The organism is Natranaerobius trueperi, assembly GCF_002216005.1.
Lineage (GTDB): Bacteria > Bacillota > Natranaerobiia > Natranaerobiales > Natranaerobiaceae > Natranaerobius_A > Natranaerobius_A trueperi.
In genome coordinates this window covers 116,180-130,639 of the sequence record NZ_NIQC01000003.1, presented here as the reverse complement: position 1 = coordinate 130,639, position 14,460 = coordinate 116,180, and the positions used below count along the sequence as shown (strand labels likewise).

14 protein-coding genes are annotated in these 14,460 nt (G+C 32.0%); 3 read left to right on the top strand and 11 right to left on the bottom strand.

Translation table 11 applies throughout. The features are described from left to right. The 8 genes from tnpC to CDO51_RS02615 all read right to left on the bottom strand — a co-directional run. A partial coding sequence (gene tnpC / locus CDO51_RS02650) for an IS66 family transposase (protein ID WP_089022750.1) occupies window positions 1–1,087 on the bottom strand: 1,087 nt, incomplete at its 3' end. Between the two features lie 51 nt (window positions 1,088–1,138). Continuing rightward, window positions 1,139–1,495, bottom strand: coding sequence for an IS66 family insertion sequence element accessory protein TnpB (tnpB, locus tag CDO51_RS02645; RefSeq protein WP_089022749.1), 357 nt, complete (start codon window positions 1,493–1,495; stop codon window positions 1,139–1,141). Further along, window positions 1,489–1,836, bottom strand: coding sequence for an IS66 family insertion sequence element accessory protein TnpA (gene tnpA / locus CDO51_RS02640; protein WP_089022748.1), 348 nt, complete (start codon window positions 1,834–1,836; stop codon window positions 1,489–1,491). Before tnpA ends, tnpB begins: the two co-directional genes overlap by 7 nt. 81 nt (window positions 1,837–1,917) lie before the next feature. Further along, window positions 1,918–3,129, bottom strand: coding sequence for a hypothetical protein (locus tag CDO51_RS02635; RefSeq protein WP_089022747.1), 1,212 nt, complete (start codon window positions 3,127–3,129; stop codon window positions 1,918–1,920). 234 nt (window positions 3,130–3,363) lie between these two features. Next, on the bottom strand, window positions 3,364–4,335 hold the full coding sequence (locus CDO51_RS02630) for a YeiH family protein (protein ID WP_089022746.1): 972 nt from the start codon (window positions 4,333–4,335) through the stop codon (window positions 3,364–3,366). A 71-nt stretch (window positions 4,336–4,406) separates the two neighbouring features. Beyond that, a complete protein-coding gene (locus CDO51_RS02625; protein ID WP_089022745.1) occupies window positions 4,407–5,453 on the bottom strand; it encodes a lipid II:glycine glycyltransferase FemX in 1,047 nt (348 codons plus the stop codon). Window positions 5,454–5,468: 15 nt separating this feature from the next. After that, on the bottom strand, window positions 5,469–6,689 hold the full coding sequence (locus CDO51_RS02620; RefSeq protein WP_089022744.1) for a carboxylate--amine ligase: 1,221 nt from the start codon (window positions 6,687–6,689) through the stop codon (window positions 5,469–5,471). Between the two features lie 97 nt (window positions 6,690–6,786). Continuing rightward, on the bottom strand, window positions 6,787–7,746 hold the full coding sequence (locus CDO51_RS02615; RefSeq protein ID WP_089022743.1) for a YbgA family protein: 960 nt from the start codon (window positions 7,744–7,746) through the stop codon (window positions 6,787–6,789). A gap of 221 nt (window positions 7,747–7,967) precedes the next feature. Between CDO51_RS02615 and CDO51_RS02610 the strand changes: the two genes are divergently transcribed. Continuing rightward, window positions 7,968–8,297 (top strand): DUF4282 domain-containing protein, encoded by a 330-nt coding sequence (locus tag CDO51_RS02610; RefSeq protein WP_089022742.1) that lies wholly within the window; start codon window positions 7,968–7,970, stop codon window positions 8,295–8,297. A gap of 40 nt (window positions 8,298–8,337) precedes the next feature. Here the strand turns inward: CDO51_RS02610 and CDO51_RS02605 are convergent, their stop codons facing one another. Then, window positions 8,338–9,027 carry a TIGR00266 family protein gene (locus CDO51_RS02605; protein ID WP_089022741.1) on the bottom strand — a complete coding sequence of 230 codons (690 nt, stop codon included), beginning with the start codon at window positions 9,025–9,027 and terminating at the stop codon, window positions 8,338–8,340. Between the two features lie 151 nt (window positions 9,028–9,178). Between CDO51_RS02605 and CDO51_RS02600 the strand changes: the two genes are divergently transcribed. Next, window positions 9,179–10,462 (top strand): stalk domain-containing protein, encoded by a 1,284-nt coding sequence (locus tag CDO51_RS02600; RefSeq protein ID WP_089022740.1) that lies wholly within the window; start codon window positions 9,179–9,181, stop codon window positions 10,460–10,462. A gap of 71 nt (window positions 10,463–10,533) precedes the next feature. On the opposite strand, the gene CDO51_RS02595 is transcribed toward CDO51_RS02600, so the two are convergent. Next, window positions 10,534–11,967 carry an FAD-dependent oxidoreductase gene (locus CDO51_RS02595; protein ID WP_089022739.1) on the bottom strand — a complete coding sequence of 478 codons (1,434 nt, stop codon included), beginning with the start codon at window positions 11,965–11,967 and terminating at the stop codon, window positions 10,534–10,536. 285 nt (window positions 11,968–12,252) lie between these two features. Here CDO51_RS02595 and CDO51_RS02590 point away from each other — a divergent pair, with 285 nt between their 5' ends. Then, on the top strand, window positions 12,253–12,669 hold the full coding sequence (locus tag CDO51_RS02590) for a DUF4181 domain-containing protein (RefSeq protein ID WP_089022738.1): 417 nt from the start codon (window positions 12,253–12,255) through the stop codon (window positions 12,667–12,669). A gap of 216 nt (window positions 12,670–12,885) precedes the next feature. Here the strand turns inward: CDO51_RS02590 and CDO51_RS02585 are convergent, their stop codons facing one another. Continuing rightward, window positions 12,886–14,445, bottom strand: a complete 1,560-nt coding sequence (locus tag CDO51_RS02585) for an S-layer homology domain-containing protein (protein WP_089022737.1) — start codon at window positions 14,443–14,445, stop codon at window positions 12,886–12,888. Window positions 14,446–14,460 lie beyond the last annotated feature (15 nt).

Genomic DNA, 14,460 nt, shown 5'->3' with positions numbered 1-14,460 from the left:
GCTCTATGGCAAATAATTTATTACAATATTCAAGTCCCTGACGAGATGCCAAATCGGCGTTTTGCTTATCTTTAGGAAGTGCACTTAAAGCTTCGTCAAATTTTCGCCTAGCATGACTTAAACAGCCTACTAAACTAACATTTGGTATGTCGTTGTAACCGGGGTAACCATCAACATGGAGATATCCTTCAAACTCTTTTAAAAATTTAATGGGATGTTTACTGGCTCTAGTTGTCTGATAGTCGTAGAGCACTATCGGGTTGGCATTTTCACCAGTACGATAAAGCCAAAGGAAAGATTTACTACTGGCTTTTCTACCATCCTCTTTTAAAACTTGTAGGGTAGTCTCATCAGCATGTAGGGTTTTGTGATTTAAAAGTAATTTATGCAATCTGTTGTACAAAGGAGTGAGCCAATCATTTGCAGTTTTAATCATCCAGTTAGCCATAGTCTGACGTGACAATTTAATACTTAAACGAGATAGATTTTGCTCTTGACGGTAAAGTGGTTGCGCTTCTAAGTATTTCTGAGTCATTATGTAAGCTACAGAAGAAGGTGAAGCTAAACTGCCTGAAATCACAGGATTCGGAGAAGGTGCTGTTTTTACTGGTGTAGTTGTATTTTCTTTATCACATTTTCTGCAGCTGTAAACAAATTTAATGTGTTTTACTACCTTGGCCTTGGCAGGAACGATCTTTACTTCACGTCTTTCTTCTGTACTCATTTCATGAAGGTTATCACCACAACAAGAGCACACCTGTTCTTCTGAAGAAAGGCGATGCTCTATAACTTCCTCTTCAAGGCCGTCTAATTGTATATCTCGCTGGCCTTTGGATTTACGACGCTTGTATGTAATTTCCTCCAGTTCAGGCTCTTTTGCAGAAACATCAGCTTCTTTTTCAGTTTCGTTAAAAAGCTGTATTTGATCTGGAGAACTAGCTTCACTGGAACTACCGAATTGCCGTTTTTGATTTAGTTTAAATTGTTCTTTGAGCCAGTCGTTTTGGCTTTTCAATTCAGCAATTTGTCGTTCCTGTTTAGCACATCTATCTTGTAATTGTTGGATTGTTTCTTCTTGATTTGCCATACTAATTAAATTCGATTTTTTGTCCTAAAAACCTTTGAAATCAGTGATTTTTTACAAAATTTTATTCTTTGTTACTTGGTTATGAGCTTCTCGTTGATCTAAAGCTAACCCATCGAGTAACCAGCGTAGTTGGCGGTAGCTTATGCTTACTGTCTGTGTGGTGTTATCATCGGGCCACTGGAATTTACCTTCTTCTAATCTATGGTAGTACAGCCAAAAGCCTGATGAGTCCCAGTAGAGTATTTTAATCTTGTCTTTTTTGCGATTACAAAAAGCAAACAGGCATGGAGAGAATGGATCTAATTCAAAACTCTGTTGTACTAAAACTGCCAAACCATCTATGGATTTTCTTAGATCTGTTTTGCCAACTGCCAGGTAGACTCTTTCTACACTGGCTTCTGTCAACATAGTTCTGAAAGAGTCCTGACTAAATCTTTTAGAAGTTGGCTATCGAAATTAGGACCAACTTTTATTGAAGCCTGACCTACTTTAACTGTCATCTGAGAAGTTTCCGGTTCTACCTGGTTGGTATTGTCAACTTTCAGTGGTAACCACTGAGTCTCGGAAGTACTTTTGTAATTATTTAAATCTTGGTCTTTGTATTTTCTGAGCCAGTAACGCAGTTTGGTGATACTTAAATTATGAGTATTGCACCATTCTCTAGTAGTCATGCCGCTAGATCTGAATTCAGCTATGTGTTTTTTCCAACTTTCTCTTAACTTTTCATATTTGTTTTCAGTTTGTGACATGAAAATTCCCCCCCTACTTAGTTAGTTGGGGGAATTATGACACAAACTAAGCTGTTTTACTATGTGGGGATAGTTTGACGCTTACTTTGAATCATCACAAAAAAAATGTAGTCTTTGACCAGGAACTAATGAAAAATTGTTCATTAACTTTACTAAATGACCACCATATAATAAACAGCTGTCTCTTTCAAAAAAGAATATTAATTCTTTTGTTTGGTCTTCTAACTGTAAGTATACCTTTAGATGATCATCTTTCTTTATCCAGTTAGAAAAATAACTACCTTCAAGAGTTTGTTGGATGCGATCATAATATCTTAATGTATAAGTTAGGGAATTGTCACTAGAAGGGGATTTCAGTTCATGCTTTCTAAGGTAAGATATTGTTTTAGCATGAGGCCTTGTATTTGAAAAAGGGTTTGCTTTCATGTAAATAATAGCATCTTGTTTACTATTTAGATAGATATCATCATAAGCTATTAAATGTTCACGTACAGCTTGAAAATATGCTGGGAAATTTGTTTTATAAACATCAAGGGAAAATATATTTTTTACTATATTACGTATCTTAACTTCTGTACCACTCGTTATATATGAAAAAATATCATGTGTTTTTTTAGCTATCTGTTCTCTAATACTTGGTGTGACCTCTACATGAAACTTACTATCATCATTTAATTCTTTAATAACTTGTTCTCTAGAAGAGCTAAGACTTACTAAATCTTTTGTAACAGTAAACCTATTATCTATCTGGGGAATAAATAGTGCATTTTCATTATTAATTTCATACTTATTTTTAACCTGATTTGTAAGTTCTTTAACCGTTTTATTAGAATTATCTTCTGCCATAATTCTAATAACTAAATCATTTAGTAGTTCCCATTCACTTAACAATATATATTTAGAATCAACACTTCCATTTTCTATTTCCATTACATCAAAACGAGGATCTAGATAAATATCCTTGATTTGATACTTATTATTGTTTGTACTATTAAAGGTTTGTGGAACTAATGTCTCTTTTAACTGGTCATGAAGGTCATCTAATTCTTTAAATTGAAATTCTTTTTTTCGGTAGTATCCCTTAAAGGCTTCTTCAAAATAAAAACTTGCAGAAAGCGCTGTTTTTACATGTTCACTAGAAGTTTTTCTATCTAACCCTTTACCATTTGCCCAGTTTACCTGGACATACTCCACTAACATATCGTAAGGGAGTGGAGAACCTAATTCACAAAAAGCACGATTTATAATGGAAATATTACTAAACACTGGGCCGCTAGGTTTTTTCGTAACCATTTAGTAATCACTTCCTTAATATAACTGTGATTAATACAAAGAACATTATATAAAATATTTTGACACTTCACATGTTTATTCCTTCTAAAATACAAAAACGAATATTAAAAACGCAGGATAGTAGTCTAATAATACTAACTGTACTCACGTGAGGGTAAAATCATAGATAGATTGGTACGAGGTTTTTTGAACAGGTAAGAAAAAAAGGAGCTTAAAAAAAGCTCCCTTTTTATATTATAAAAGTAATGTTATCAATAATAAACTAGTTATACCCATAATAAATGAAGCTGTTAAACCTGTAAAGAAAGCTTTTAAACCTAACCCTTTAAGAGAAGATAGTTGGATTCCTAAACCTATCCCAGCTAATGCCATAACAATTAATAGATCAGATAAAAATGAAATAGTAGAGATTAAAGTCTCTGGTAGGATACCAGTTGTTCTAAGTAAGGCCATCCCTAAAAAACCTACTACAAACCATGGAAAGATAGCTGTATAATCTACCTTAATATCCTCTTTACTAGCTTCATTTTTCACAGTTAAGTGAGAAAATAAAAATACAACAGGTGCTAAAAAGATATTTCTAGTCAACTTAACTATAGTTGAAACCTCACCTGCTTTGTCACCATATAAAAAACCAGAAGCAATTACTTGTCCTGTATCATTTATAGCTGTACCAGCCCAGGTACCAAATTCTACTTGAGTTAGACCAATAAAACCACCAATCAAAGGATAAATTATAATTGCAGATAATCCAAAAACAGTAATAGTTGCTACTGCAAAAGCTACCTCTTCTTCCTTTGCTTTAATTACAGGTGCAGAAGCTACTATTGCAGTGTTACCACATATAGCTGTACCAATGGCAATTAAGGTAGCTAATTTTTTAGGTACGCCTATAAATCGTGATAAATTGATAACTAAAGATAAAGCAAGAAGTATACAAATTATTATAATAAGTAGTGATGAAAAGCCTAAGTTCAGGATATCAAAAAAGCTAAGCCTCACCCCTAATAAGATAATCCCTAGTTTTAGTAACTTTTTTGCAGAGTACTTTATTCCAGGTTCAGTGTTTTTAGGTAAATAAGCAGAGTTTTTAATAATGATTCCTAAAAAAACAGCTATTAAGACTGGACTTATCGGTGAATAGATAAAGTTTACTGTTAATGCAATTATAGCTATTAAAAAAGTAAGTACAATACCTGATACCATTATCTCCCCCCTAACATATATACAATATTATATTAGAAAGTCAATCCTTCCTAATTCGGAAGGATTGACTTCTAAGCTGACCTTTTTAACTTTCTTTTTAGTTCTTGTACTTTAGGAACAATATTTGTAAATGCATAATATATTGACGGTTTATAAACTCGATCAAATTCTCCTATAAATTCGGTTACACCATCTTCATGGCAAAAACCATTTTTAAATCTATATAACCCATCTTTATTATCTAGGACAAATACACCACCAAAGTCATATTCATGAGCATTTGTTTCAAGTCCCCATTTAATCATTTCCCATTGTAACAAATGGCTTGCCATTAAATTTCTTTTATAGCTAGTACTACCACCATATACATACCAAACCTTACCACCATAATTAATTGATATACCAGCTGCTAAATAATCACCTTCATGTTCAGCTACATAAATTCTCAAGCTACCTTTGTAAGCATCACGCATATCTTTAAAATATCTATAAGGACGATAACCGATTCCTTTTCTCTTAGACATATCTTCATATAACTTATAAAATATGTCTAAGGTTTCATCACTATCAGAATAAGTAACTGTTACACCTTTACGACGAGCTAACCGGATATTATATCTTGTTTTTGATTTGAACTTACTCATCAAAGATTCTTCATCATGATCTTGTATATTTAGTATCATATTATACCTTGGTTGGATTAAATCATCCTTATCCTTATCTCGATTTCTCACCTTATAACCTGAATTAAGATAACGTGATTCAATATTTTCATCATAGATCACTTCAGGATCAAAACGTAACATAAAAGCATTATGCTTTTTCGCTACTTTATCAGCTTCACAAACGAGTTCATTAACTAAATCAACATCAGTAATATCACAGACAGGTCCCCTAGGCGCATAAAGCATACTATAATTAAATATAACGGATTTAATTACAAGAGACATGGCTGCTACTATTTCACCATCTCTTTCAACATAGACCTGTTCATTATCCCAACCTGTTTTAACCTGTGACCAATTAATATCTTGGGTAGCATGGGTATATTTTGAGGATCTGATAAACTCATTATATCTAGCTAATTCTTTTTCATTAGACTTGTCTAGTATAGGCAAGTTCTTACCCCCTTTCTAATACTTTTTCTCATAATACCTTTTAAACCTTTTGTAGTATTCATAGTTATATGAAAGGTTTTTTATAAAACGTTTCATATTAAAGTCTTCTTTATAATCTAAAGTAGAACAGTATTTATTTTGTTTTATCAATTTCTTCACTTCTGACTGTAAGGATTTATCATTTAAGTACTTAAGTAATAACCCTTTAGAAACACTAAGCCATAAATGTTCATTATCAGCAAAAACTATCTCTTGCTCTTTATTGTAAACTCTATCTTCTACTAAATATCTAGCTAAATTATAACCACTACCAGTTACAAAATAGCTACTTCTACCTTGACGAAGATTCATTTCAAACAACTTATACTTACCATCACGACGATCATATTTCATATCAAAATTTGCAAAACCTTCGAAGCCAATTTCTTCTAGAAAAGCTTTGTATTTATTATAAATATGTTGGTTATATTCATTTATTATACCTACATAGTTTCCAACTAAAAGTGGTGTACAATCTTCTAAAAGAACCCTACCTAAACACATCATCTTAACTTTTTGATCTTTACCTGAGTAACAGTTTAAAACCCGCATCTCACTGTCATCTCCAGGAATGTATTCCTGAATTATTAAATTACCATTATATCCTGATAAGTAAATCTTATCAATAACATCACGAAACTCTTCCTTGTCGTTAACTATATAAGCTTTTTTCTTACCTTTAAAATTACAGACAGCATAACTTAGGCTATCAGATGCTTTAATTACAACAGGAAACTCAAAAGAAGGTTCAATATTATCCTTATCCTCAGGGGTACAAATTAATGTTTTAGGATAATCAATATTATACTTTTCACATACTTCATAGAAATTTTCTTTATAGATCAATTGATCCATTAACTCTTCACTCACAAATGGAACAATGTAGTACTGTTCTAGTACCTCTTTATTTCTAATGATTAATTCTGCGTAATTATCACTACTTGCTATTAATATTAACTTATCAGCTTTAGATTTAAGTTCTTTTGCTTTTTGAATTAGTGTATTTTGAAAAACATCAGGTTTATCTAAATCTTTATAAACTTCAACTGATATGATGTTACTATTTTGAGTAGGAGGAAGCTGTCCTTTTCCTAAAGCAATACTTGATACTTGATATTCTTCATAAAAAGATCTAGCCATTCCATATGCATTAGAATCACTACCCAAAATTATAGGAATAAAATCTAGCTTGTCCATTCAAAGAGCACCTCCACCCTAAACACTTAAAAAATCACTTTATTAAACTAAACCTTCACTTTAGACAAAATCAGACAAAGGCTACTTATCAGTAATTTTATCTTGTTTTCCCTGAATCATCAAGACTCAAAAGTTCTTCAGGGAAGGGCGAAAAAAAGTATTGGGATAATAGATAATCCTCCTCATACTTTACAGCCCAGGATTTTAAAATATTAATGGGAACTGATGGCGGTAATTGATTATTTCTATATTTTTCTAGAGTATCTAATAGAAAAGCCTTCTCATCAGAGTTTGCTTTATCTTTGAAAAAACCCATGATATGCATCAGTACATTAATCTTTTTATTTAGAGTATCATCACTATGTAAAGCATCTACTAAATTTTTATGGTACAAGTTAAATAATTCTTCACGAGAGAATTTATCTTGACTTGCAACAAGCTTACCTAGTTTTCTCATTTTCTCTTCATTATAGGACATAATTAAAAACTTATGGTTTTTATGAAACTCAATTAATTCATTAGCAGTTCCATTTTCATATATTTTATTAAACCTATTCAATGTAAATATACTAGTCAAAAAGTTTTCTCTAATTTTTAGATTAGTTAATCTCCCTTCATCTTCAACCGTAAGCTTAGGATACTCTTGTAAAAGCTCTTTAGTAAAAAGTCCAGACTCTCTAGTTTCAGTAATATTACTTTCCTTTTCTGTGTAAATTTTAGCATCCTTCACAGCACAACTTGGTGAACGATTCTTTAAAATGGCACCTTCTATGTTCCCTAACTCACTGAAAAATTCACTTGAAAACTCCCGTAGACCCTCTGTTAAGTCTGTATCTGTATCTTTTTGATATAGCCTAACTGAGTCATTATCTCGATATAGTCTTAAAACATCTCGAGGAGTATCAAGTCCTATTCCTACTTCAGGGCAAACTGGAATAAATTTCACGAAGTTTTTAAGTTCTTCAATAAAGTCTTCTCTTATTATACTTCCATCATATCGACATGCAGAAAAACCTAAACATGAGCTTATTAGCACCTTTGGGATATCTTCACTCATAGTAGAGCCCCTTTCAATTCATTATTGTTATTTAAAATTATAACATAGTTATACTAACGTTAATATTAATTAGAAAGCTATATTTATATTATCCCTTTAAATCTGAATTTATATTAACTTATAAAAGGATTTTTAATACTATGTTGAGAACTATTTACATTGTAGTAAAACTACATTACTGAGTAAATCTCTCGACTAACTAACAATAAAGGAGGGCTAGAATGAGCAATAATCAAAAAGAACTTAATGATTATCTACGTGAGTTTGTTTCTTTTAACAAAATGATTACTCCTACCATTATTAAAATTATTTTTTGGATTGGAGTTGCAGTTTCAATTTTTATTGGGTTATCTAGTATTGTTTCAGGAATGGCAGCTCAATTTGGTGGCGGATTTCAGGTTTTCTTCGGTCTCATAATATTAGTAGTAGGTCCGCTAACATCACGAGTTTACTGTGAATTACTTATTGTAATTTTCAAAATGCATGAATCATTAAATAATATTGATAATAAATTATCTAGTGATTCACAACAAGAAATTACTGAAGAGTAATCAATAAAAGCCCTACTTAATGGTAGGGCTTTTATTAAACTTAAGAATTATTAATTGGTAAATAACCTGATAATTCACCTGATAAACTTTGAATTGGCATAGTTTGTAGCCACACCTTTCCTGGTCCTGTAAGACTTGTTAAAAACAACCCTTCTCCTCCAAGAAACATATTTTTAATACCTTTAACCCGTTCAATCTTCATAGTAACACTTTCTTGAAAGGCTCCTACAGATCCAGTTTCAACTCTTATTGTTTCACCAGAAGCCAACTCTTTTTCTACACATTCACCATCAATCTCTATAAAAGCTGTACCACTTCCTGATAATTTTTGCATTATAAAACCTTCTCCTCCAAAAAAGCCTGTGCTAAGCTTTTTCTGTAGGTATACCCCATAATCTACATCTTCTGTTGCACAAAGAAAAGATCTTCTTTGACAAATCATACTACCTTTAGAAATATCTAATGGGATTATACTCCCTGGATAAGTATGCCCAAAGGCAACTGTAGCTTTATCTTCTAAGCCAGAAAAATGAGTTAAAAACATATCTTCTCCAGAAACTTTTCTTTTTAAAGCACCAAACATACCACCTTGCATACCCGTATCCATTTTTATGTTAGCATCCATCCACTGCATTGCACCCGACTGGGAATAAACTTTTTGATCTTTTTGTAACTTTAACTCAAGCATAGGCATTACAGATCCTAGTATTCTATATTCTAAATTAGACATATAAAAACTCCCCTTTTAAATCTAATATGATTTTAGCTTATCATACAATATATTTCTTAGCTAGCTAATAACCCTATTAACTTTTGAAGGAATCTGTAGATAAAAGTAGAATTTAACTTTGAGAATCTATTAGAGAGGGGATGTAATAATAATGAAACTAATTTATATTGTAGTAATACTTTTAGTCATAAACTTTGGTAATACTACTTTAGCTAGTGAACATTGGAATACTATACATACAGAAGATGATCTAACATTAAATAGTCTTATACAGGAAGATAATAAATTAATAGCAGTAGGTTCAGATGACTATAGAGGAGTTATTATAACTTCAAATAACGGAACTAATTGGTCTACTACCACTACTGATATCACAGATGAATTCACTGGTATAGCATATAATAACGATATCTGGATCTTAGTGACTAAAAAAGGAACTATCTATTCATCTGAAGATCTAAATACTTGGGAAATGCAATTTGATGAAAACAACAACCGGTTAAGTGATATTATCTGGAATGATGATGAGTTTATTGCTATTGGAGATTCTGGTACTGTACTAACTTCACAAGACGGGACAGACTGGGAAACAGAGTCTATCTCATCTAATGATCTAAAAGGTATTGCTTGGAATGATGATAAAACAATTGTTATTGAAAAAAATCATAACTATGCTGAAGTATATATCTTAGAAGATGAAGAATGGGAACGTAAAGTTATAGATTATGAAGGGCTTACAGGTGGTTATTTTCCTATACTTAATGATATCACCTACAATGAAGAAATCGAGAAATTTGTTTCTGTTGGTGACTATGGCACTATCTTTTATTATGACGAAGATGATGAAAATGATAAGCTTAACTGGAAAAAAGTGGAGGTAGCTGATTTAAATGACCACTTATACGCCATAGCTAGTAATGATGAGAAGTTCATTGCTGTTGGAAATAATAGTACAATGGTCACCTCATATAATGGCAGGGATTGGTCAAAGGTTGGTAATCAAGGCAAAAACCATAACCTTTATGATATAGTTCAGTATCGAAATGATTTTTTTGCTTTAAGAGCTTTTAATTTAGAGCCTAGAAAAAGCTTTATCGTAACAGATCAAAAAGATGAAACTGTAGATGTATTTATTAATGATGAATTACTTGCTATAAAAGATCAACCAGCTTTTATAGATAATAACAACAATACAGTAGTTCCACTTAGAACTATTTCAGATGCCTTTGGTGCAAAAACACGTTGGATAGGCTCTAAACGATTGGTCACTATAGAGACAAGTGAACAAAATACTAAACTTTATTTAGACCAAGATAATTCTACAACTATTACCAAAAACAATCGACTAGTTGTTCCTCTTAGATTTGTTAGTGAAAAATTAGGGGCTACAGTTGAGTGGTCACAAAAGGATCATGCTGTATATATAGAGAAATAGGTTATAAGAAGTTTTATAACATAAAAAGAGGCTGAAACCCGTAAACGAGTTTCAGCCTCTTTTTATGTTAATTATTCAATTTCTTCTGCTGCTTCCATACCAGCTATTCTTCCTGTGAATAGAGCAGTTGATATTCCCATACCACTTGATGGATATTCATCCATTATTACATTTCCCATAATAACTTCACCTGAAGCAAATAAATTAGGAATCGGCTCTCCGTCTTCGTCTAATACTCTAGTATTTTCATCAGTCCTTAGTCCAGGAATTGTACCGATCTTAGCAGGCTTAACCTGTAGTGCATAATAAGGACCTTCTTTAATAGGAGTCATATTATCAACAGATGTTCCAAACTCTGTGTCTTCTCCTTCTCTATAGTCTTCATTATAGGTTTCAATAGTATTAGTTAGAGTTTTTGGGTCTATTTCTAACTCGTCTGCTAATTCTTCAATAGTATCTGCTTTAACTGCAACACCTTCTTCAACTGCTTCATCTAGATTCTCTTGATAACTATCTTCTCCAAACAAAACATAACTTAATTTATTTGGCTGATCATTAAGATCTTGATGAAACTCTGGGTAGAACTTAGATTCATCAGCAAAACGTTCTCCGTCTTGATTGATAAAGAAATTTGACCCGTATAACAAGCTACCAATATCACCCATATAACCAAAATCTTCATTTACAGCCATGATACCTATAACACCATTACCAACGATGTCTGCACCCATTTCTTTTGCCATAGTTAAACCGTCACCAGTATTACCTATACCAGTCAAGCTTACATTATTGTCATAATCACTATTTAACTCTTCCATAAGTTCCTCATTTCTATCAAAACCACCAGTTGCTAAAATAACTTTTTGTGATTCAATTTCATATACTTCATCATTACTTTCTACTTCAACACCTACAACTTCATTATCTTCTTCTAATAATGAAATAGCTGAAGATTCTAATCTTAAATCAATTGAAGTTTCATCTATAATATCTTGTAGAGCAGAAATTAATCCTGGCCCCTCACCTTCAGTTCTCACTCGCCACTTCTCTGAAGAATGTGGTGTACCAGTTGAAAGCTGTTCTGTGTTAAAAGGAACACCTTTGTCTAATAGTTTATCTACAGTATCACCTGAAATACCAACAAGACGAGTTATTAATTCTTCATTTACTTCACCATCGCCTTGTTCTACTAAAAAATCTACTAAACTTTCTTTTGAAGGCTCAATCTCAAGTTCTTCATTAATAGAAGAATCCACTGCTAAAAAAGAAGCCTGTGATCTAATAGTACTTCCTCCAAGAGCTGGCATTTTCTCAAGCAAAATAACATCTTTTCCTGCTTCATCTGCTTCAATTGCTGCCATAAGCCCAGAAGCTCCACCTCCGACAACAACAACATCTGTTTTTTCTGCTTCTTGTTCTGCTACTTCTTCTGTACAACCACTTAGTACTCCTATTAGTACTATTAAGGATAGTACTAGAAGCATCTGACCTTTAAAGATTTTCATTTACTTTTCCTCCTCTTATTTGAGAATCCACGAACCTATTATAATATATTCGACATTTTTCTTGTTTTTCCTTTTTTTTAGACAATTTTGTGAGATCAGTAACTTTATTAAAAAAAAGTAACCTTTATTAAGTCGGTTTTGAAGTTAAAAATCTAAAATCACAGGGTAGATCACAAAAAAGTAGCAGTCAAATCACATGATTTTAGACGTGAAGTTTGTGTGGTATTTCTTATAATTCTAGACTTTCAGCTTACTTCCAAATAATGTATAATTAAATCGAGGTAGATGTTTAACGAACTTAGATATGTTATGTGCATCGATGGTAAGGGAGGAGGGTCTACTATCTTAGGTTTTTTACTTGAATTTATACTGGTCATCGTTTCATTTGAGATTATAACTACTATTTTAGAAAACTTCATGAAGAAAAAATATAATATTAAAGACCAAGACTTTGAGCTGATAAATAAATTTCATAAATATGGGAATATTGTAATTTTTGTTTTGGGTTTTGGTTTAAGCATAATCACAGGGAATTTCATTTTATTTGTGACTGGAATTATTATTGCAACTGGGTTTTTTAATGCCTTTATGTTTTGGAAGTACAAAAAAGAGAATAGATTATGGTTATTGGAACTACTTAATATTTTGACTTTTATAGTTTGTTTTTTTTCTTTTAATCTCTATATCGTCATTTTACTTTAAAGGAACTTTTAATTTTATTAATCATTGGGAGTATTTTTATAACTTACTTTGTTAATTAATAGAATAGTATCTGATTTACGTGCATTAATTAAAAATAGCAGTTCTCTCCTTTTTGATAAAGAGAACTGCTATTTTTTATGTCAAAAGTTTGTGAATTAGCTTGTAATATTTCAACTTAAAAATCCAACCTTTTCCTTTATAAGACGACCCTTAAGTTTAATAAAATAACACAATTTCTTCACGATAATCTCTTTGTAAGTCTTTTTCAAGAAACTCTAAAAACCTAACTAGTAACACTGAAGCTTCTGCACGAGTAAGTTCTTCATTAGGTCTTACATTATCATCTACTGAAACTAATCCGATATCAGCAGCAACATAAATACTGTCTTTCGCATAATCTGGTATTTGATGACTATCATTAAATGGTAAACTAAACCCTGGTGCAGGAGCTTTAGCTTCAAAATCTAGAGATCTAATTAAATAAGTAATAGCTTCTGCCCTAGTTATTGGGTCTTCAGCGTTAAAGGTATCATTTTCTAGGTCTGAGTCTTTTAGAATTTCTTTAGACAATGCTTTTTCAACATAGGGATAAATTTCATCATCTGACTGTACATCTACAAAAGGTACATCATTTTGTTCTTCATTTTCATTTTCATCTTCATCATTGTTACCAAATAGATCGTTATTCACATTAAAATTATTGTTATTATCATCTTCTTCATCTTCTTCAGGAACAATATCAGATGCTCGCATAAGTCCTTTGAGAAACTTTGATCTTGTCATATTAGCATTTGGAGTAAAGAAATCATTAGAGTTTGAGAACACATCTAAAGAATATAGTTTTTTTATGTCTTCTTCTGCCCAGTGTCCTCCAATGTCTCTAAACTTAGGAACTATTAGGCCATTAACTTGTGGGTTTCTATCTTTAATTAATTGTTTAGTGCCATTATTAGTTCCATTTACAACCTCTAACCCTCCATGATCTTCTGATTCTTTAAATTTAGGTAAATTAAAAGAATACTGTGATACCATTTCTTGTTCAGTTACTTTCATATACCCACCTCTATAGGTGGAGTAGCTTGGTTCTTTTTCATCATATTCTAAAAGACTTGTAGCACTATCAGATACATTAGTCCTTACAGTCCCATCCCAAGTCACTCGCTCACTTCCATCTCCTGTTTCACGGTCTATCTCTGATTCAATATCATGATCAATTACCATAGTTTCTGTTGTTCCCCAAAAGTTTTCATAGCCAACAGTTCCACCACTCATATCTATTACAACTCTACCATCACCGTTATTTACATCATAGTATTTACGACCAGTGAAATTACCTGAATAAAAGTCAGAAGCAGGACTATTATCTGTTATAACAGATTTTGATAATTGATAATCCTCTAATGTATAATTATCATCTTCTATTTGAATTCGTTCATTAAAACTATCTAGTTCTGTATTAGTAATGGTTTGACTTCTATTTTCTCTTTTTTCTTCTTCTATTTCAAAAGACATACGCCTTCTAATGCTACCATCTATGTCTCCATTTTTTGGTTCTAGATCAAAGTTATATCTTACAGTCAGATCTCCACGTCTTTCTCTTTCATCTACTGTAATTGTACCTCTAAAAGTGATCGGCTCACCTGAAATAAATACAACTTCTTCATGTTCATAATCATCATTTACTCCACCAAAAAAACCAGGGGGAGCAGCTATAGTTAAGTTTGTCATGAGAAATAAAAACAGTGTAGAAAATAAAATTGTTACTTTGACTTTCATTTTTAAAGTCAACTC